Source organism: Streptomyces montanisoli (assembly GCF_017813245.1).
Taxonomy (GTDB): domain Bacteria; phylum Actinomycetota; class Actinomycetes; order Streptomycetales; family Streptomycetaceae; genus Streptomyces; species Streptomyces montanisoli.
This window is the reverse complement of the sequence record NZ_JAGIQL010000006.1, coordinates 73,821-92,417: the sequence shown is the minus strand read 5'-3', so window position 1 is coordinate 92,417 and position 18,597 is coordinate 73,821. Positions and strand designations below refer to the sequence as shown.

Annotated in this window: 17 protein-coding genes and 1 tRNA gene; 7 read left to right on the top strand and 11 right to left on the bottom strand. The window is 69.8% G+C overall.

All coding sequences use genetic code 11. The features are described from left to right. A partial coding sequence (locus JFN87_RS33435) for a helix-turn-helix domain-containing protein (RefSeq protein WP_307865278.1) occupies window positions 1–751 on the bottom strand: 751 nt, incomplete at its 3' end. Window positions 752–940: 189 nt separating this feature from the next. Between JFN87_RS33435 and JFN87_RS03340 the strand changes: the two genes are divergently transcribed. Beyond that, window positions 941–1,774, top strand: a complete 834-nt coding sequence (locus JFN87_RS03340; protein WP_209338313.1) for a DUF4232 domain-containing protein — start codon at window positions 941–943, stop codon at window positions 1,772–1,774. 290 nt (window positions 1,775–2,064) lie between these two features. Beyond that, the gene (locus JFN87_RS03335; protein WP_209338312.1) at window positions 2,065–3,426 is read left to right on the top strand and encodes a ricin-type beta-trefoil lectin domain protein; all 1,362 of its coding nucleotides are present in this window, start codon (window positions 2,065–2,067) and stop codon (window positions 3,424–3,426) included. Between the two features lie 149 nt (window positions 3,427–3,575). Here the strand turns inward: JFN87_RS03335 and JFN87_RS03330 are convergent, their stop codons facing one another. Both JFN87_RS03330 and JFN87_RS03325 read right to left on the bottom strand, forming a co-directional pair. After that, a complete protein-coding gene (locus tag JFN87_RS03330; RefSeq protein WP_245178653.1) occupies window positions 3,576–4,031 on the bottom strand; it encodes a phosphatase domain-containing protein in 456 nt (151 codons plus the stop codon). Beyond that, window positions 4,024–4,710, bottom strand: a complete 687-nt coding sequence (locus JFN87_RS03325; RefSeq protein WP_209338311.1) for a DNA polymerase beta superfamily protein — start codon at window positions 4,708–4,710, stop codon at window positions 4,024–4,026. The genes JFN87_RS03330 and JFN87_RS03325 overlap by 8 nt, the downstream gene beginning before the upstream one ends. Window positions 4,711–4,957: 247 nt before the next feature. Here JFN87_RS03325 and JFN87_RS03320 point away from each other — a divergent pair, with 247 nt between their 5' ends. Then, entirely contained in the window at window positions 4,958–5,386 is a 429-nt protein-coding gene (locus tag JFN87_RS03320; RefSeq protein WP_209338310.1) for an SHOCT domain-containing protein, read from the top strand. A 12-nt stretch (window positions 5,387–5,398) separates the two neighbouring features. On the opposite strand, the gene JFN87_RS03315 is transcribed toward JFN87_RS03320, so the two are convergent. Further along, the gene (locus JFN87_RS03315) at window positions 5,399–5,731 is read right to left on the bottom strand and encodes a hypothetical protein (protein WP_209338309.1); all 333 of its coding nucleotides are present in this window, start codon (window positions 5,729–5,731) and stop codon (window positions 5,399–5,401) included. A 149-nt stretch (window positions 5,732–5,880) separates the two neighbouring features. Between JFN87_RS03315 and JFN87_RS03310 the strand changes: the two genes are divergently transcribed. Continuing rightward, the gene (locus tag JFN87_RS03310) at window positions 5,881–6,054 is read left to right on the top strand and encodes a hypothetical protein (RefSeq protein ID WP_209338308.1); all 174 of its coding nucleotides are present in this window, start codon (window positions 5,881–5,883) and stop codon (window positions 6,052–6,054) included. 87 nt (window positions 6,055–6,141) lie between these two features. Here JFN87_RS03310 and JFN87_RS03305 read toward each other — a convergent pair whose 3' ends face one another. Then, window positions 6,142–6,975 (bottom strand): PIG-L family deacetylase, encoded by an 834-nt coding sequence (locus tag JFN87_RS03305; protein ID WP_209338307.1) that lies wholly within the window; start codon window positions 6,973–6,975, stop codon window positions 6,142–6,144. A 210-nt stretch (window positions 6,976–7,185) separates the two neighbouring features. On the opposite strand from JFN87_RS03305, the gene JFN87_RS03300 reads away from it, so the two are divergent. Further along, on the top strand, window positions 7,186–7,374 hold the full coding sequence (locus tag JFN87_RS03300) for a DUF6381 family protein (protein WP_209338306.1): 189 nt from the start codon (window positions 7,186–7,188) through the stop codon (window positions 7,372–7,374). A 286-nt stretch (window positions 7,375–7,660) separates the two neighbouring features. On the opposite strand, the gene JFN87_RS03295 is transcribed toward JFN87_RS03300, so the two are convergent. From JFN87_RS03295 to JFN87_RS03285, 3 genes are all read right to left on the bottom strand, one after another. After that, the gene (locus tag JFN87_RS03295) at window positions 7,661–10,348 is read right to left on the bottom strand and encodes an ATP/GTP-binding protein (RefSeq protein WP_245178652.1); all 2,688 of its coding nucleotides are present in this window, start codon (window positions 10,346–10,348) and stop codon (window positions 7,661–7,663) included. A gap of 276 nt (window positions 10,349–10,624) precedes the next feature. Further along, window positions 10,625–10,698 (bottom strand) — tRNA-Pro (locus tag JFN87_RS03290). Window positions 10,699–10,952: 254 nt separating this feature from the next. Continuing rightward, the gene (locus JFN87_RS03285) at window positions 10,953–11,882 is read right to left on the bottom strand and encodes a metallophosphoesterase (protein WP_209338304.1); all 930 of its coding nucleotides are present in this window, start codon (window positions 11,880–11,882) and stop codon (window positions 10,953–10,955) included. A 166-nt stretch (window positions 11,883–12,048) separates the two neighbouring features. Between JFN87_RS03285 and JFN87_RS03280 the strand changes: the two genes are divergently transcribed. Beyond that, window positions 12,049–12,513 (top strand): GatB/YqeY domain-containing protein, encoded by a 465-nt coding sequence (locus tag JFN87_RS03280; RefSeq protein WP_209338303.1) that lies wholly within the window; start codon window positions 12,049–12,051, stop codon window positions 12,511–12,513. A gap of 173 nt (window positions 12,514–12,686) precedes the next feature. On the opposite strand, the gene JFN87_RS03275 is transcribed toward JFN87_RS03280, so the two are convergent. Further along, the gene (locus tag JFN87_RS03275) at window positions 12,687–14,921 is read right to left on the bottom strand and encodes a transglycosylase domain-containing protein (RefSeq protein ID WP_209338302.1); all 2,235 of its coding nucleotides are present in this window, start codon (window positions 14,919–14,921) and stop codon (window positions 12,687–12,689) included. A 480-nt stretch (window positions 14,922–15,401) separates the two neighbouring features. Between JFN87_RS03275 and JFN87_RS03270 the strand changes: the two genes are divergently transcribed. Continuing rightward, window positions 15,402–15,749, top strand: a complete 348-nt coding sequence (locus JFN87_RS03270) for a WhiB family transcriptional regulator (RefSeq protein ID WP_209338301.1) — start codon at window positions 15,402–15,404, stop codon at window positions 15,747–15,749. A gap of 397 nt (window positions 15,750–16,146) precedes the next feature. Here JFN87_RS03270 and bagB read toward each other — a convergent pair whose 3' ends face one another. Together bagB and bagA are read right to left on the bottom strand one after the other, a co-directional pair. Continuing rightward, entirely contained in the window at window positions 16,147–17,634 is a 1,488-nt protein-coding gene (gene bagB / locus JFN87_RS03265) for an ATPase BagB (protein WP_245178651.1), read from the bottom strand. Beyond that, window positions 17,631–18,596, bottom strand: a complete 966-nt coding sequence (gene bagA, locus JFN87_RS03260) for an ATPase BagA (RefSeq protein ID WP_209338300.1) — start codon at window positions 18,594–18,596, stop codon at window positions 17,631–17,633. The genes bagB and bagA overlap by 4 nt, the downstream gene beginning before the upstream one ends. Window position 18,597 lies beyond the last annotated feature (1 nt).

Below are 18,597 nucleotides of genomic sequence, written 5' to 3'. Positions count from 1 at the left end.
GGATCAGTCCGGGCACGTCCGCCAGTCGGGGCGCGCCCGGACTGGCGGACGTGCCGGGACCGGCGGACGCAGCGGGACCGGCATCCGTGGCGGGACCCGCGGACGCAGCGGGACTGGCATCCGTGGCGGCCCTCGCGGCCGCGGCCGGTCCCGCGTACTTGCCGGGTCCTGCGGACGTGCCGGGACCGGCAGCCGTGGTGGGCCTCGCGGCCGCGCCGGGTTCTGCCGACGCACCGGGGCCCGCGGACGCTGCGGGGCCGGCATGCGTGGACGCACCGGTGTCTCTCGCCCCTCCGGCGTCCGCCGAGGGCTCGGTGCTCGCCCCCGGCGCGCTCCCCGCCCTCGGCCCTGCCTTCGCTTGCGTTCCCGCCTCCGCCTCCGCCTCCGGAGCCGGCTCCGCCGCCCCGCCCGCGGCGATGTCCGTGCTGGGCGCGGCAGTGCCCGAGGCGGGCGCCGCCCGCTCCGCCGGCGCGGCGCGCTCGCCGCGCTGCCCGCGTGCCGCGTCCGCGAGGATCCAGTGCCGGTGCAGTTCGACGAGCTGCTCCGGCGTCGCCCGGCACACCCGGGCGAAGCGCTCCACCGGCGCGTACTCGTTCGGGACCGCACTGCCGTTGCAGTAGCGATGCAGCGTCGACGTGCTCATGTGGAGCCGCTTGGCCAGCGCCCCGTAGCTCAGCCCGGATCGGTCCTTGAGTTCCCGCAGCAGCGTCGCGAACTCCTCCGGCCGTCCAGCCTCTGCCGCCCCTGACACCCGGTTTCTCCCTCTCCCAGCGTCCCGTTCGCGCGTTCCAGGGGCCCTGTGTTCCCCCAGTTCAGAGCACGTTCTTCCGTTCCAGTGTCCCCGACTGCCCGCCGGGCGTGGCGGCTGGGACGAATCTCCCCACAAGCTCGAGCCATCAAAGCACCGCACCGACCTGAACAGCGGAAGAGGCACGACCACATGACCGCAATCCGAAACGCCCGCGTTCGCAACTCCGGCCTCCTGGGCGCCCGCCCCGGCACTCGTCCCGGCGCCCGCCTCGCCGGCGGCGCCCGCCTCGCCGGCGCCGCCGCGACCGTCGTGCTCGCCGCACTGTCCCTGACCGCGTGCAGCAGCGGAACGGGAGTCAAGGACGAGGGCGCCTCGACGGAAACCTCCGCGAGCGCGACTCCCGCCACGGACACTCCCGCGGCCACGCCCTCCACCGCCCAGGCCTCGTCGGGCTCATCCGCGGGGCGCCAGGCCGAGTCGCCCGGGCCCGTGTCGCCCGGGGCCGCGTCGCACCGGACCGCGGTGCACCCGGCCGCGCCCGCCGCGTCGCGTCCGGCCGTCGAGACCGCCGCCAAGGCCCCCTCGTCCCACCGGAGCCCGGTCACCTGCCAGGGCTCCAACACCAGGACCGTCGCGTCCCCGGTGCGCAGGCCGCTGAACCACCTGCTCATCACCGTCACCAACACCGGCGACAGGCCCTGCTACCTCTACACGTACCCCTCCCTGCGCTTCGGCGAGGCGCAGGCCGAGCCACTCGCCATCAGGGACTCGATTCCGCAGGCGGTCGTCACGCTCGACCCGGGCGAGTCCGGTTACGCCGCCGCGATCCTGTCCGCCGGCGACGGCAGCGGTGGGCACGGCCGCACCGAGAAGTCCCTGACCGTCTACTTCCACGGCCGCTCCGGCAACGAGAGCGTCGGCACGGGCGCGCACCCGCCGCTGCCCGCGAAGGGCGTCCACATCGACGACTCGCTCAGGACCACGTACTGGCAGCAGTCCATGGGCGACGCCCTGAACTGGTGACGGCGACGACGCTGACGGCGACTGCGACGACGGCGACGGCGACGACGCTGACGGCGGCAACCGGGCCGGTAGGCGCGATGAGTTCACTCGCGACTCCTTGACGCGATTGGCCCAGACCAACATACTGCGACCGAACAGACGGCCGTCTCGCAGGCGGGCAACCGCAACTCGCCTGCGCGCACGGCTACTTACCTCCCCATCGTGCAGTGCGCAGCGCACCACCCGCCGTCGGACGCGTCGTTCTCACTGTCCCCCGCGGCGGCACCCCACCCGTATCAGTGGAGCCGCTCATGAGATCGATATCCCAGCACGCCAAGAGACCGGGGAGACGGGGCGCGTTCGCAGACGCGTTCGCGTTCCTCTCCCGCCTGCGCCGCGAGACGGCGCTGGTGGCAGTGGGCCTGCTGGCCCTGCTCTTCGCCTTCCCCAGCACGGCAAGCGCCGTGACCGTTCCCCCGCCGCCCTCGGGCTGGAACACCATCTTCAGCGACGACTTCTCCGGCGGGTCGGGCAGCGGCCCGTCGGGAAGCTGGAAGTACGACACGGGACCCGGATCGAGCTTCGGGACCGGCGAGATCGAGACGATGACCAACTCCCGCAGCAACGTCTACCTGGACGGCGGCGGGCACCTGAACATCACCGCACTCAAGAGCGGCAGCAGTTGGACCTCGGGTCGCATCCAGACCACCAGCGCGAACGTCGGCGCCCCGGCCGGCGGCAAGCTGGAGGTCACCGCCTCCATCAAGCAGCCCAACCCCGCCAGCGGCTCAGGCTACTGGCCGGCCTTCTGGATGCTGGGCGACGGACAGTGGCCGGAGAACGGTGAGATCGACATCATGGAGGACGTCAACGCGCTCTCCGACGTCGCCGGCACCATCCACTGCGGTACGTACCCGGGCGGGCCCTGCAACGAGGGCAACGGCATCGGCAGCGGCCTGCGCGGCTGCTCGGGCTGCCAGACCGGCTACCACACGTACTCGATGATCCTCGACCGCACGAACACGTCCAACGAGTCGATCACGTTCTACCTGGACGGCACGCAGTACTTCAGTGTGAGCGAGGGCCAGGTCGGCGCCTCGACGTGGCAGCAGGCGTACGACCACAACCTGTCGATCATCTTCGACCTGGCGATGGGCGGCGGCTTCCCGAACGGCGCCTGCGGCTGCACCACACCGAGCTCGTCGACCAGCTCGGGCGGGACGATGAGCGTGGGGTACGTGGCCGCGTACACGACGGGCGGCGGCGGCTCGACCCCGCCCCCGTCGGGCGGCAAGCAGATCACGGGCTACGGCGGCCTGTGCCTGGACGACCGCTCGTCCAGCACGGCCAACGGCAACCCGATCCAGATCTACACCTGCAACGGCACCGGCGCACAGCAGTGGACGTTCGTCCAGGCGGGCACCACACTGCACGTGCTGGGCAAGTGCCTGGACATCAACGGCGGCGGCACCGCCGACGGCACACTGGTGCAGCTGTACGACTGCAACAACACCGCCGCGCAGGTGTGGATACCGCAGTCGAACGGCGCGCTGTACAACCCGCAGGCGAACAAGTGCCTCGACGATCCCAACTGGTCCACGACAGCGGGCACCCAGTTGCAGATCTGGGACTGCACAGGCGGCACCAACCAGGTCTGGCACCTGCCTTCCTGACCCGCCTCGACCAGTCTCCGCCTCCACCAGTCTCCACCTTCGCCAGTCTCCGCCCTCGGCCGGGCGGGAGCCCTCCACGGCTCCCGCCCGGCCGAGGCGTGCGCGCCGCCGGAAAGATCCGATGCGCCCCAACGTCCGGTAGAGCACGTTCATCCCCGGTGGTCGTCCCAGCCGGGAACCACGTGCACCGGCACACCTTCCCCGCGCCACAGCTCTATGACGGCCGGGTTGTCGTCCCACGCGGCCACCGGCCTGTACCGCTTGCGGATGCCGGCGAGGATGTCGCGCTTCACCTCGAAGTCCGGCCGGTAGTCGCCGCGTGCCCGCATCCACATCGCGTCGGAGGGCACGTCGTGCAGCGCGAGCCACATCGCGGTGTGGTTCCGCCAACGCGTCTCACGCGCGGTGACGATCAGCACGGCGCGCCCGGCCGCGTGCGCCTCGCGCGCCGCCTGGACGACGTGGGGGTGGGGCGGGCAGTCCACGGAGGCGGAGTGGAACGCCGCGAACCGGCCCGGCCCGTCGAGCAGGTGCCGAATGCCGCGGACGTCGCAGAGCGTGCCGTCCATGTCGAAGAGCACGGCCTCGCGGAGCCGGTCACGCATCGGCCTTCTCCCGCGTGCAGTGCTGCGCCCGCACCCGCAGCAGCCACGCCTCGACGGGGGCCTCGTCGGGCCGGTCGGGCAGCGGGCTGACGGTGCGGTCGAAGCGCGCTTCGAAGTCCTGGAGCATCGGCAGCGCGGCCATGGCGTCCCGCGCCACCTCCTCGCCGAACGCGAAGTAGGAGTCAGGATCGTCGACGCGAATGTCGAGCCTGCCCGTGGCGTAGAGGTGGTAACCCTGGTGGCACAGGCGACGCAGGTGCCGTGCGTGCTTGGCCGTGCGGCGGTGGACGTCAGCGGATGAGCTGCTGCCGCGGCGGTCGTAGAGGCGCTTGAACTGCTGCGTGGCGTATCCGAGGTAGGCCGCGCGCACGCGCGACGCCGACAGGAACGCGGACCTGATGCCGATCAGCTCGTCACCGAGCGCTGTGCGTACGTCGTACAACTCGTCGGTCAGCCAGACCAGTTCGAGCACCGTGGGGTTGGCGCGCAACGCGAGCCGAGCCCACTTGGCGGCCTCGTGGAGGGCGCGGTCGGGCTCGTGTGTCACATGGCTCTCCTGCGGCCGGTGCAGACCGTGCAGAGCCTCGGTGGGGACGGCGAAGACGCCCAGGCGGTCGATGTCGGAACCGGGCCGGGCGAGCCCGTAGGCGGTGGAGCCGACGATGCCCGAAAGCACCATGGCGCGGCGCGCAGGTATCACTCCGACCCCCGCAGACAGGAAGCGACAGCAGACAACAGCAGACAAAGGACAGCAGTCAGTGCCCTTCACATTCTCGACTGCCCGCCCCGCCCCCGCGTGCCCGCCCCGCCCCCGCGAATCCTTTTCACGGTAGCGGGTTTCACTGGTTCGGCGGCGCCGGCGTGGCCCCCGGCGGGGGACGGGCCCACGCTGTACAGACGAGCCCGCCGGCTGAACAGGAGTGGCCATGCACGACTACCCGCTGCTGAATGTCTTCTGGACCATGGCGGAACTCTTCCTCTGCATCCTGTGGTTCTTCCTGCTCTTCAAGGTCATCAACGACATCTTCCGCAGCCACGACATGGGCGGCTGGGCCAAGGCCGGATGGGTCATCCTGGTCATCCTGCTGCCGCTGCTCGGGGTGCTCGTCTACGTCATCGCGCGCGGCCAGTCGATGGGCAGGCGCGACGTCGAGCAGGCGCGGCAGCAAGAGGCGGCGGTGAGGGACTACATCCGCGACGCGGCCGGCGGCCGACCGGGCACGGCCGACGCGGGCGCGGGCGGTGCGGGCGACGCCGGCGCGGGGCATCTCGCGAAGCTCTCCGAGCTCCGCGACCACGGCGTCATCACGGACGAGGAGTTCCGCAGAGCCAAGGACAGACTGCCCGCCGCCTGAGTGCGGCCGGGGTCAGAGATCGATCTCGCCGCCGGGGTCCTCACCGCCCGCGTCATAGCGGCCGGTGAGGACCCGTTCCCTCAGATGCTCGACGTAGAGGGCGGTTTTGATCTCCAGCGGGAAGTCGGGCGGCCAGATCTGCCGCTCGTAGCGGAAGCGGCGGCCGCGGTACGAGAAGCGGGTCTCCGCGTGGACGGAGGCCTCCTCGGCCACGACGGTGAAGCGCTCCAGGCGCCCGCCCACCAACCCCGGCAGCCGGCCCGCGGCGAAGAGTGCGTCGAGCCCTTCACGCGCGAGGGCGCGGAAGCGCTCGACGTACTCGTCCCGGGTCTCGTTCACGTCCACGAGGGACATCCTCCGTCGTCCTGCGAGACGCGCAGAAGGCGCGCTGCCCTCGACGCGCGATGCCGCGGAGAGTAGACAAGGGTGAACGCGGGGCATCGCGCCGCGCGCTCGACCGATCACGGCCGGGGACGAGGGAGGGGCGGTCGACCATGAGTGAAACCAACGACACGGAACCCGCGGAAGGATCCGAGGAGCCCGCCGTCACGGACAGGGACATGGAGACGGACACGGGCACGGATGCCACGGACGGGACGGCGTCCCAGAAGCCGTCGAACGGCGAAGAGCCCGGTGCGAAGCCCGACGGCTGGCCGGGCATCAGCTGACGCGCTGACAACACACCGGGACGACAGCCCTCAGGGGCCCGACCCGCCGAGCGGATCAGGCCCCTGTCCAAGACGGGACAGGACGGGTCAGCGCAGCCCGGCGAAGAGGTCGGTCTCGGGTACCGGCGCGCCAGTGGTGTCCCTGACGCGTACGAAGGTCTCCAGGCCCATGAACTCGCCGAACCGCTCCTTGCCCATCTTGAGGAAGAAGATGTTCTCGCCCTGACTGGCGTGCGCGGCCAGCGCGTCGAACTTCTGACCGCTGAAAGCCGTGACGTCCACCCAGGTGGTGACTTCCTCGTCGGGAAGACCGATCTCGGCGATCGCGGCGGCCTCGGCAGGATCCGGCTCCGGCATGTCCTCACTGAACTCGCGCATGGTCTCGCCGAACCGCTGCATCAACGAGCGGGGCATCGTCGTCCAGTACACCTTCGGTGTCAGCGCGGTCATCTCCAGCGCCGCCATCGTGATGCGGTTGGCCTGGATGTGGTCGGGGTGGCCGTAGAAGCCGTTCTCGTCATAGGTGACGACCACATCGGGCCGGTAGTGCTCCATGAGCTCCGCGAGCCGGGCGGCGCCCTCCTTCACGGGCGTCTGCCAGAAGGACCCGGGGGCGTCGTTGCTCGACCAGCCCATCATCCCCGAGTCGGCATAGTCCAGCATCTCAAGATCGCTGATCTTCAGCGCGTCACAGCTCGCTCTGAGTTCCTTGCGGCGCATCGCGGCGACGGCGACCGGGTCATGCCCGGGATCGCCCGGCTTGACACCGCCCAGCCCATCACCGCAACCACCGTCGGTACAGGTCACGAGCACGGTGCGGACGCCTTCCGCCGCGTACCGCGCCAGAATCCCCCCGGTCCCGGTGGCCTCGTCGTCGGGATGGGCGTGCACTGCCATGAGCGTCAAGGGTCGGTCAGTCATGCAACAGTCCTTCTGCAGAAATACGTCGTGGCCCGGGCGCGCGGTGAACGACCGCCGGCCCCCGTGTCCCCCGCCCGTGGTGGCGTCGGGCCCCCCGTCAACACAACCCTTCCGACCGGACAGGTTGTTCCCGTCGTCGAGATGCGCCGACCATGCATATTTGCTTGGCTTTGTCATGTAGTGCCCGATTTCGAGGCGAGGACACCGACCATGAGCTCAGAAGAGACGTCGGCACGACTGCGGCAGATGCGCGAGAAGGCCGGCGAACTGGCGAACGAGGCAGAGAAGACCACGGACCCGAAGGAGCGGCAGCGACTGATGGAGAAGTCCCGCAGGCTGCGCTCCCGCTCCGAACAGGAGAGCGGCATGCGAAGCGGCGACATCTACCCGTCGGAGTAACCCGCTGGACGTCGGCTGCCGCAGAACAGCCGAGCCGCGCGGCCCAGGGCGAATGACGCGTCTGTCCTGGCCGGCCAAAATCCGGCGTTCGAAGCCGTGCGAGATGCCCCACTCCTGGGCGGTTTGCCATTCCAGCTGCGGGCCCTCGGGAGTGCGGCCGGATCACACCTTCTTGGCGACGATCGTGTCCGGGACCAGCTGCTCCAGATCGTCGACGTCTGAGGTGAAGACCTCTCCCCGCGCCGCGCGCGGCGATCAGGCGATCGGGAGCCATGGCGTGGCCAGGCTAGCGATTCGTGACGAGGTGACCGCGACGTGTCGTAACCAAGCGGCGCCACCGTTCGCGGGTCTGTTGTTCCCCGTCGATCCACCGTGCTCGCGCGGTGTGTTCGGGAAGCGGAAGGCCCGCCATGAAGTGGGCGATGTCGACGTAGTAGGCGTAGTCGCCGCTCTGCGTGAGTTGGCGCAGGCGTGTAATCGCGGTGGCAAGGTCGTCCTGCGCGTCAAGGACGGCGTGGTGGAAGCACAAGGCCAGTCCCAGTTTCGCCGCCGCGTAGGAAATGCCGGAGACACCGATGTCAGCGAGCAGCGCGGCCGCCCGGCCGGGTAGGTCGGCGGCGAACCCCGCGTCGCGCACGAGCACGGCGATGCGAGCGGTCATCTCGCTGGAGCGCAGGCTGAGGTCGGACAAAAGGCGTTCCGCCAGATCGAGTTCGTCATCGGCCCGAAGCGGATCGGAGAAGGAGACGGCGAACGCGAGATGCGCCTGCACCATGGCCGCCTCGCCGATCACACCGTGTTCCTCAGCTTCGTTCCGGCCTGCCAGGTAGGCGGCTACCGCCCGCTCCATGTCGCCCTGAACCCACCACACGTCTCCCAGCACCCGATGCTGCCGCCCCTCCCAGCCCAGCCTCTCCGCGACTTCGACCGCGGTCGGGAAGTCTCCGGACAGTCGGCTCAGGTGTGCCAGGCCGCGCCGAGCCGCGGAAGCGAGCCGACCGTCGGCGGAGGCGACGCGCTGCATCCCGCGACGTGAATCGTCGGTCAGACCGAGGTCTCGCTGGGCCTTCGCCAGGTAATACGTGGCCAGTTCGGTCAGATCGTCGGGGAGCAGCTCCGAGGCGAGTACGGTCGAGAGCCGGCCGATCGTGTGTTCGCGGTGCTCGTGCTGGCGCCGGGCGATGGCGCTCAGCGTTTCCACCAGGGCGTCCGCAGGAGTCAGCGGGCCGTCTGGCGACGTGGCGTCGGCGGCGGGAAGCGCCAGTGGTTCCCAGATGGAGTCACCTACGTACTGGAATGCCGCATCAGCGAGCCAGTCGAGACCGAGACCGAAGTCCCGTGCGAGAAGCAGCCCTTGCTGAAGACAGCCGACGAGGACGGCTCGGTCGTGTCCAAGCTCCTGGCGCCACTGGGATTCCAGTGCGTGGAAGGCCCGTTGGGCCGCGCGCCGCCAGTCCTGTTCCGACCATCGGTCGTCGCTACCGTCGTCCGCGTTGCGAATGGCGGAACGGATCAGGTCGTGGACATGGAAGGGCCACACACCGGAAGAGGACTCCTGGATGAAGGGGCGCTCGGTCAGTCGTAGGGCCGGCGCGTCGCGGTCCATGCCGGCGGCCCGGGTGGCCAGGGCTACAGAGAACGCGCTGAGCAGGCTGACCGAGCGGAGCACATGGCGTTCCTCGGCGGTCAGATCGCTGAGTGTACGGGCGATCAGGGCGGGGAAATCGTGGTCGAAGTCGGCGACCTGTGGTTGTCTGCCGCCACGTCGGAGTTCCAGGTAGCGCATGACGGACAGGTCCAGGTACAGCGGCAACCCATGGGAGCGCCCGGTGATGACCCGGCGGACCGGTTCGGCGATCAGCGGCTGCCCGTCGCGGCTCAGCCTGCGGACCAGGTAGTCCTCGCAGTCTTCGGGAGAGAAGTCGCCGATCAGGACCTGACGGCCCGAAACAAAACGCTCCCCATGTTCTGTGTTGGCTGCGAGACCGGGCCACGCGTGGGGCCCGGTCCAGTCGAGCTGTCCCTCCAGGCTCCTCTCCGCCCACTGGAGGCGGTTGCGTCCGGTGACGACGAAGAACGCGTTGGGCATCAACCACACGATGCGTTGGAGCAGACGTTCGAAGTCGCGGTGCGTGCGGTCGCCGGTCTCCTCGAAGCTGTCCAGCAGGAAGACGGGTAGCGCGCTCTTGGCGGCCGCGATTTGGGCCAGGTCCCACGCGAGGAGGTGCGGGTAGAAGCTGAGAGCCTCCAGATCGGGCTCGGCCTCCAGGAGGTCGGCCAGGCGGGAGCAACCGGCGAGGGCGCGTACGGACTGGTGCCGTTCGCGTAAGGCCTTGATGAGCGCTCCGGCCCCGTGCCCGAGCGCGCTGCCTACTGTGCCCGGCAGGAGCAGGGCCTGGGCGACATCGCTGAGGGCGGACTGCATCTGCTGGGGGAGCGCGGCAGCGGCGCTGAAGCGGCTCAGCAACCCGCCCTGGCGCAGGTGGTCCTCGATCGTTTCGCCGGGATGGTTGTGCTCCCAGTAGCGGCGCAGGGCAAGGTCGAAGGCGGGCATCGGCCGGCCGAGGGCGGCAAAGGCAGTACGGATGGTGAGGATGACGCGTTCGAAGTCCATCCCCGCGGCGCGCGCGAGATCGATGCGGACCGGCAGAGTCCGCTTCTCGGGGTGGGACGGCGATGCCCATTGCGCCGGGCGGTGCTCGCTGCGGGCCAGCGATGCCTCGATCTTGCGGGAGAGCGTGGACTTGCCGATCCCGCCCACACCGTGGAACACGAGGATGTTGCGGCGGGGAGCTTCCAAGTCCTCCACGTCGAATTCCGCACTGGTCACGTGCCGTGAGTGCTCGGCAAGGCCGGCCGTTACGGCCTGCCACTGTGCCTGCCGGTTCGTGAACGCCTCTATGGCGGCGATGCTTTGATCATTCGAGCTGAACAACGTCCGAAGGTCCCGCCCTGCCACAGCTCCCCCTGACATTCGTATGGAGACAGGCCAAGCTCGTCGACGACAGCATGGCACGCCTGCATCCCAGACGAACTTGCGGTACGACCCGCCCACTCCTAGTGCCGCTGCACGTCAACCTCGACATCGGATTCGCGCATGCGCGGGTCCGAGCGGTTTGAGCTGCTCCACATCAGGCTGTCTCACCAGTCATCCACCGGGAGAACCCGCCGTCTTCCGAGCGATCTCCAGGAAGCAGTCAGAGGCCTGACCCGCGAAAGCGGATCAGGCCCCTGATCTGGTACTTCACTGTCGGGGTGGCGGGATTTGAACCCACGGCCTCTTCGTCCCGAACGAAGCGCGCTGCCAAGCTGCGCTACACCCCGATGCCGTGTCGTGCTCCGGCAACGTCGTTTACTCTAGCCCACCCACGGCCTCAAGCGAAATCCGATTCTGGTGGGGCCGCAGCTCCGGGCGGCGCGGTCCGCGAGGACGAGGAGCAGCGCCAGGGCGTAGAAGACGGCCGACAGCGACACCAGCGCGGTCGCCGTACCGGTGGGCTCAGGCCCTCCACGGGGACTCCGGGGACTCGAATCCGTGCCTTCATCCCCCATCACGGTAGGGGGAGCGCGACCTCGCGCTACGAAGCCCTCGCCGTCAGCGTCAGCAGCGTCGCCTCGGGTGGGCAGGCGAAGCGGACCGGCGTGTACCGGTTCGTGCCGCATCCCGCCGAGACGTGCAGGTACGAGGTGTGCCCGGCCGAGCGGTGCGTCGACAGGCCCTTCACACGGTCCGTGTCCAGGTCGCAGTTGGTGACCAGCGCCCCGTAGAACGGCACGCACAGCTGCCCGCCGTGCGTGTGCCCCGCCAGGATCAGCGGGTAGCCGTCCGCCGTGAACGAGTCCAGTACGCGCAGGTACGGCGCGTGCACGACGCCGATCGAGATGTCGGCGTCCGCCTCGGGGCCGCCCTCCACCTGCGCGTACCTGTCGCGCTTGATGTGCGGGTCGTCGAGGCCGGTGAAGGCCAGTTCACAGCTGTCGAGCTTGAGCCGGCCGCGCGTGTTGGTCAGGTTCGTCCAGCCCGCCGCGTCGAAGGCGTCCCGCATCGGCTCCCACGGGTTGTGCAGTGCGTGCACCGCCGGGGCGTTGCCGTTCAGCCCGTGCTTGCCCTGAGCCTTTTCGAACAGGTACCGGGCGGGATTGCGCAACTTCGGTCCGTAGTAGTCGTTCGAGCCGAAGACGTAGACGCCGGGGAACTCCATCAGGGGGCCGAGCGCGTCCACCACCTCGGGGACGGCCTCCGGGTCCGAGAGGTTGTCGCCCGTGTTCACCACGAAGTCCGGCCGCAGGCCCGCCAGCGACTGGAGCCAGCGCCGCTTCTTGCGCTGGCCGCGCACCATGTGGATGTCGGAGACCTGGAGGACCCGCAGGTCACGCATGCCCTGCGGCAGCACGGGCACGGTCACCCGGCGCAACCTGAACGAGCGGACTTCGAACCCCGCGGCGTAGGCGACGCCTGCCGCGCCGGCCGCCGCGATGGACAGGGGGACTCCGTAGCGTGCGCGCATACCCCCATCGTCGCAGACCTCGCGTGAGGCCGATCACTCGCCCGGGCGCGTGCCGGCGCTACGGGCATCCCGCGGCCGCGGCCGTGATCCGCGGCCATAGGCCGGGGCCGTGATCCGCGGCCGTAATTCGGGGCCGCCGTTTCGGCACTCCTGCCACAATTGGCCCATGACCAGCCTCAAGTCCAAGCTGCAGGAAGACCTCACCGGCGCCATCAAGGCCCGCGACGAGCTGCGCTCCGCCACGCTCCGGCTCACCCTCTCCGCCGTCACGAAGGAGGAGGTCTCCGGCTCGTCCGCCCGCGAGCTCGACGACGACGAGGTGCAGAAGGTGATCGCCAGGGAGGCGAAGAAGCGCCGCGAGGCGGCCGACGCCTTCGCCAAGGGCGGCCGCGCCGAGCAGGCCGAGCGCGAGCGCGCCGAGGGCGAGATCCTCGCCGCCTACCTGCCGAAGCCGCTGACGGACGAGGAGCTGGAGGCGATCGTCGCCGACGCCGTCGCCCAGGCGAAGGCCGGGGGCGCGGAGGGGCGTGGCGCCATGGGAGCCGTCATGAAGATCGTCACGCCGCGCGTCGACGGCCGCGCGGAGGGCGGACGCGTCGCGGGCGTCGTCAGGCGGCTGCTCGGCCAGTGAGGCCGGGGCCACGCCCAGCCTTTTGACGTGGCACGAGGAGGGGGCGCCCGCCCCGGCGTCAGCCGGGACAGGCGCCCCCTCCTCGTCTCGCCTACCTCGCGGTGGCCGACCGGTCGGTGGCCCTGACCGTGTCGGTGGCCGGGGCCGGGGCCGGGGCCGTGGCCCTGACCGTGTCAGTGGCCGTGGCCATGGCCGCCGTGACCGTGGTTCCCGCCGCCGAAGAACCCGGAGAACGGGTTGCCGTTGTCGGTGTTCCCGCCCCCTCCGCCGTTCTGGTCACCCGCGTTCTGGTCGGTGTTGCCGGGCTGCGTGTCGTTCTTCTGCGGGTCCTTGCCCTTGTCCTTCTTCATGTCGGGAAGGTTGATCGTCGGCAGCGACGGCGACGTCGTGCCCGCCAGCGCCCCGCTCATCGCGTCCCGCCAGATCGGGCCCGGCGTGTCCGCGCCCTGTACCTGCGTGTGGTACTGGCCGCCGATGGTGATGTTGCGCATCGAGACGTTGTGCGACGGGCCGCCGACCCAGACCGCGCCGGCCATGTCCGCGGTGTAGCCGACGAACCAGGCCGCGTAGAGCGAGTCCGTCGTACCCGTCTTGCCCGCGTTGTCGCGGTCCTTCAGGCCGGCCAGCGTACCGGTACCGTCCTCGACCACGCCCTTGAGCAGCGAGTTTATGACCGTCGCGGTCTGCTCGGACATGGCCTGCCGGCACTGCGACTTCGGCACGGGCAGCGACTTGCCGGTCGTCGTGGTGATCGACTGGATCGCGATGGGCGAGCAGTAGACGCCCTTGTTGGCGAAGGTCGCGTACGCGTTGGCCATCGTCAGAGGCGAGACGAGCTGCGTGCCGAGGGTGATCGACGGCACCTGGTCGAGCTTCTTGCCGTCGGCGCGGTGCACGCCCATCTTCGTCGCCATCTGTGTCACCGGGCAGACGCCGAGCTTGCTGATGAGCTGCACGAAGTAGGTGTTGACCGACTTGGCCATCGCCTCCTTCATGTTCATCGGGCCGACCTCGGACTTCGACTCGTTCTCCACCGTCGCGGGGGACGTGGTGCTGTTCTGCCACGTGCCCTTGCAGGTCTGGACCGGCGACGGGTAGTTCATCTTGTACGGCGCCGGCTCCACCAGGTTCGGGTCTGTGCCGCTGTCGATCGCCGCGGCCGCCGTGATCGGCTTGAACGTCGAGCCGGACTGGAACCCGTTGCCGCCGCCCATGTTGTGGTTGACGCTGAGGTTCAGCTGCGTCTCGTTCTTCCCGACGCCGTACGGGCGCGACTGGCCCATCGCGAGGATCTTGCCGGTGCCCGGCTGGACGAGCGTCACGGCCGTGGCGACCTTGTCCGACTGGTACACGTGCTGCTTGATGGACGCCTCGACCGATTCCTGCGCCTTCGGTTCGAGCGTCGTCTTGATCGTCAGGCCGCCGGTGTTCCAGCGGGCGGCGCGCTTCTTGGCCGTCTTGCCGAACGCCGGGTCGTTGAGGAGCTCGTTGCGCACGTAGTCGCAGAAGAAGCCCGCGCCCTTGACCGCCGTGGTGCAGCCGCTCTTCGGCCGCTTCACGTGCAGCTTGATCGGCTTGGCCTCGGCCGCGGCCGCTTCGGACTTCGAGATGTCGCCGACCTGGGCCATCCGCATCAGCACGGTGTCGCGCCGCTTCTTGGCGGTCGGCGCGTCGTTGATCGGGTCGTACTTGGTGGGCGACTGGACGATGCCGGCCAGCAGCGCCGCCTCGTCCAGGGTCAGGTCCTTGGCGTGCTTGGAGAAGTAGCGCTCGGAGGCCGCCTCGACGCCGTACGCCTGCTCACCGAAGAACGTGATGTTGAGGTAGTTCTCCAGGATCTTCTTCTTGCCGAGTTCCTTCTCGAGCTGGATCGCGTACTTCAGCTCCTGGATCTTGCGGCCCAGGGTCTGCTGCGTTGCCTGCGCGACCTTGGTCGGGTCGTTGCCCGCCTCCTCGATGAAGACGTTCTTCACGTACTGCTGGGTCAGCGTCGAAGCGCCCTGGGCCACGCCGCCGGACTGCGCGTTCTTGTTCAGCGCGCGGGCCACACCCTTGAGGTCGATCGCCCCGTGCTCGTAGAAGCGCGAGTCCTCGATGGCGACGAGGGCCTTCTGCATGTACGGGGAGATGTCCTTGAGCGGTACCACCGTGCGGTCGCGCGAGTAGACGTCGGCGATCTTGCCGCCGTTCGCGTCGAGGATGGTGGTGCGCTGGCTCAGCGGTGGGGTCTTCAGATTGGCCGGGAGCTCGTCGAACCCCTTCACCGTCCCCTTGGCCGCGAGACCGAGTGACCCGAAGGCAGGCAGCGCGATGCCGGCGAGCACGGCGCCGGCGAGCACGCTGACTCCCAGGAACTTGGCGGCCTGCTGGGTCTTGGACAGACCTCCGCCCGAGCGCTTGTTTGGCATGAGTGCAGCCTACGTTCTCGTTCGCCGGACAGGGGCCGAGGCTCTGGCCTAAGCTGCACTCGTCTGTCACGATTCCGCACGCCGCAGGTCGCGCCTACCCACTCGGGCAGGGCACCTACGGTCCGCGATCTGAAGGTCACACTTTCGTGTGAACTTATGGGTGGTCTCACGGGTGGGCTTCCCCGCTCGCGTTTCCGGCGCCCCGAACGCCGGGAGGGCGGTCGCGGATCTGCCCCGCGCGGGGACGGATACCCCTGTGACGAGGGCGAACTCCCGTTGCCCACGGGATTGTTCAGCCCCTTGCGCATTCACTCCCCTGGGTGATCTTTCGCGCACGCATAGTCCGTTCGGACCATTCAAGATTGGGCACGCAGGGGGTGTTGCGCTGTGCCCGCCGCCCGTAACGTCCTCAACTGGCAGCGGTGAATATGCCGCTTGCCGCCGTGGGGGAGCCTCGATTCGGGAGAGGACGGCGCCGGCATGGGCTGGGTAACCGACTGGAGTGCGCAGGCAGCCTGCCGCACTACCGATCCGGATGAACTGTTCGTTCAAGGTGCAGCGCAGAACAGGGCCAAGGCGGTGTGCACCGGGTGTCCGGTGCGTACGGAATGCCTGGCCGACGCGCTCGACCACCGCGTGGAATTCGGCGTGTGGGGCGGAATGACGGAGCGGGAGCGCCGCGCGCTGCTGCGACGGCGTCCGACGGTCACGTCGTGGCGGCGCCTGCTGGAGACCGCGCGCACGGAGTACGAGCGCGACGCGGGCCTGCTCCCCGCGGGACTAGAGGGCGACGACACGAGCTTCGAGACGTACGCGGCGGTCGGCTGACCGGGGCGGTTCGGCGGACTACCGCGCGAGGCTGTGCGGACGATCGCGAACGGTCCAGCTCAGCGATACTGCGGATGGTTCAGCGGGCGACCGCGGACGGTTCAGCGGGTGACCGCGGACGGCCTTCGGCCAATCGCGGACGGCTTCGGCCGTTTGCCGAGTACGCGCCCCACCCGGCGCGCCATGGCCGCTCCACGCCTCGGACGTCCGTACGTGTACGACGACGTGACCCGGTGAAAACGCCGGTGCGTTCCATCCGGCGCGATAGGCCTCACCTGGCCGAACTCGCCTCGTCAGGCCCCGCACAGGGCGCGGCACGTCGGAAACGGCATGCCGGACGCCCGCGCCGGTCACCTAGGCCTGGTCTACGCCCGGTCGCGATGGCCCGCCCCGATCGTCACGCGGAGGCGCCGCCCGTCGACAGGCGATCGCCCACGGACCTCAGCCCCGCCAGATCGTGCACATCGCCGGGCAGGGCGGGCACGACGACGACGGCCACCTCGGGGTGCAGCACGGTGAAGCGGTCCCGGGTGCGCTGCTCGCGCGCGATGACCTGCATGCGCTCGGCGTGCAGGCGCAGCAGACCGGCCGTCAGCTGTTCCACACTTGTGACAGAACCGGACAGTGGTAGATCGGAAGAATCGGTTGTATCGGTCGCATCGGGCGAACCGGACGGGTCGGTCTCCGGGGATTCGGGGTTCCCGGAGGGCCTGCCGGCCGCGCTACGGGGAGTGGCGCCACGGACACCATGCCCGCCCGCCTGATCCACAATGCCGGCCTCTTCAAGATTTTCCGCGGCCGCCCCGGCGCGGTCCGCGGACAGCCCCCGAGCACCGCTGTCATGCACACGGTTCAGCACGAGGCCGGCAAGCGGCATCCGCTCGGCCGCCAACCGCCGTACGAAGTAGGCGGCTTCACGCAACGCGTCCCGCTCGGGCGCCGCGACCACGAGGAACGCCGTGCCGGGAGCCTGCAGGAGCCGGTACGTGGCGTCCGCGCGCGTGCGGAAACCGCCGAACATCGTGTCCATGGCCGCGACGAACGTCTGCACGTCGCTCAGGAACTGCCCGCCCAGCAGCTTGCCGAGCGTGCCCGTCATCATCGACATGCCGACGTTGAGGAACTTCATCCCCGCGCGCCCGCCGACCTTCGCAGGAGCCATCAGGAGGCGGATGAACTTCCCGTCCAGGAACGACCCGAGGCGTTTGGGCGCGTCCAGGAAGTCCAGCGCGGAACGGGACGGCGGTGTGTCCACGACGATCAGATCCCACTCGTCGCGCGCCCGAAGCTGCCCCAGCTTCTCCATCGCCATGTATTCCTGCGTTCCGGCGAAGCCGGCCGACAGGGACTGGTAGAAGGGGTTCTCCAGGATCGCGCGCGCCCGCGCCTTGTCCGCGTGGGCCTCGACGATCTCGTCGAACGTCCGCTTCATGTCCAGCATCATCGCGTGCAGCTGGCCCGGGCCCTCGACGCCCTTGACCTGGCGCGGGGTGTTGTCCAGCGAGTCGATCCCCATGGACTGCGCGAGGCGCCGCGCGGGGTCGATGGTCAGGACGACCACCTTGCGCCCGCGCTCCGCCGCCCGTACGCCGAGCGCGGCGGCGGTCGTCGTCTTGCCGACGCCGCCGGAGCCGCAGCAGACGATGATGCGCGTGTCCCGGTCGTCCAGCAGCTCGTCCACGTCGAGCGCGGGCGCGGCAGGCGCGAGAGCTCCCGACGCGAGCGCCTCGTCCGCCGCCTCCCAGGCTTCGCCCGTGTCGTCGACGGCCGCGGGGTCGTCGAACTCGCCGGCCCCGTATTCATCGGCCCCGAACTCGTCGGCCCCGGGCTCGTCGGCCTCGGGCTCGTCGGCCCCCGCGCCCGCGGGGTCCTCGGCCTTGCTCATGCGAAAGCCTTCCCGAGCTGTCGAAGCTCTCTGGCCAGCCCGTACAGCCCCGCGAGGTCCATCCCCTCGCCGAGCAGGGGCAGTTCGTACGTGGGCACGCCGATCCTCTCCAGCACGGCACGCTGCTCGCGCTCGAGCTCCACGCGCTGGGCGTGCTCCGCCGCCTGGCCGAGCAGCGGACCCACCAGCTTCGTGGGCGCGGCGAGCCCGGCCGACGTGAGCACCTTGGTGATCTCCTTGCGGCGATCGCCGGACGCGGCCCGCACGGCCGCCTCGTCCAGCACATGCGGCCGGACCATGTTGACGATCACGTTGCCCACGGGCAGCTCGGCCGCCCGCAGCTCCGCGATGCCGTCCGCCGTCTCCTGGACGGGCATCTCCTCCAGCTGCGTCACCAGGTGCACCGCCGTCTCGCGCGACCTGAGGACGCGCATCACCGCCTGCGCCTGATTGTGTATGGGGCCGATCTTGGCCAGCCCTGCCACCTCGTAGTTCACGTTGAGGAAGCGCGTGATGCGGCCCGTCGGCGGCGCGTCCATCACCACGTGGTCGTAGACGAACCTGCCGGCGCGGTCGCGGCGCCGCACGGCCTCGCACGCCTTGCCCGTCAGCAGGACGTCACGCACGCCGGGCGCTATGGTCGTCGCGAAATCGATCGCGCCGAGCTTCTTGAGGGCGCGGCCCGCGCTGCCGAGCTTGTAGAACATCTGCAGGTAGTCGAGGAGGGCGCGCTCGGCGTCGATGGCCAGCGCGTACACGTCGCCCCCGCCGGACGCCACCGCGATCTTCCGCTCCTCGTACGGCAGCGGCTCCGTCTCGAAGAGCTGCGCGATGCCCTGCCTGCCCTCGACCTCGACGAGGAGCGTGCGCTTGCCCTCGGTGGCGAGGGACAGCGCGAGAGCGGCGGCCACCGTCGTCTTACCGGTACCGCCCTTGCCGCTGACGACATGGAGCCTGCTCACG

Excerpts from the sequence above, each read along its gene's own strand:
- JFN87_RS03340 (WP_209338313.1), top strand. The coding sequence starts at position 941 with ATGACCGCAATCCGAAACGCCCGCGTTCGCAACTCCGGCCTCCTGGGC.
- JFN87_RS03335 (WP_209338312.1), top strand. The coding sequence starts at position 2,065 with ATGAGATCGATATCCCAGCACGCCAAGAGACCGGGGAGACGGGGCGCG.
- JFN87_RS03330 (WP_245178653.1), bottom strand. The coding sequence starts at position 4,031 with ATGCGTGACCGGCTCCGCGAGGCCGTGCTCTTCGACATGGACGGCACG.
- JFN87_RS03325 (WP_209338311.1), bottom strand. The coding sequence starts at position 4,710 with ATGGTGCTTTCGGGCATCGTCGGCTCCACCGCCTACGGGCTCGCCCGG.
- JFN87_RS03320 (WP_209338310.1), top strand. The coding sequence starts at position 4,958 with ATGCACGACTACCCGCTGCTGAATGTCTTCTGGACCATGGCGGAACTC.
- JFN87_RS03310 (WP_209338308.1), top strand. The coding sequence starts at position 5,881 with ATGAGTGAAACCAACGACACGGAACCCGCGGAAGGATCCGAGGAGCCC.
- JFN87_RS03305 (WP_209338307.1), bottom strand. The coding sequence starts at position 6,975 with ATGACTGACCGACCCTTGACGCTCATGGCAGTGCACGCCCATCCCGAC.
- JFN87_RS03300 (WP_209338306.1), top strand. The coding sequence starts at position 7,186 with ATGAGCTCAGAAGAGACGTCGGCACGACTGCGGCAGATGCGCGAGAAG.
- JFN87_RS03295 (WP_245178652.1), bottom strand. The coding sequence starts at position 10,348 with ATGTCAGGGGGAGCTGTGGCAGGGCGGGACCTTCGGACGTTGTTCAGC.
- JFN87_RS03285 (WP_209338304.1), bottom strand. The coding sequence starts at position 11,882 with ATGCGCGCACGCTACGGAGTCCCCCTGTCCATCGCGGCGGCCGGCGCG.
- JFN87_RS03280 (WP_209338303.1), top strand. The coding sequence starts at position 12,049 with ATGACCAGCCTCAAGTCCAAGCTGCAGGAAGACCTCACCGGCGCCATC.
- JFN87_RS03275 (WP_209338302.1), bottom strand. The coding sequence starts at position 14,921 with ATGCCAAACAAGCGCTCGGGCGGAGGTCTGTCCAAGACCCAGCAGGCC.
- JFN87_RS03270 (WP_209338301.1), top strand. The coding sequence starts at position 15,402 with ATGGGCTGGGTAACCGACTGGAGTGCGCAGGCAGCCTGCCGCACTACC.
- bagB (WP_245178651.1), bottom strand. The coding sequence starts at position 17,634 with ATGAGCAAGGCCGAGGACCCCGCGGGCGCGGGGGCCGACGAGCCCGAG.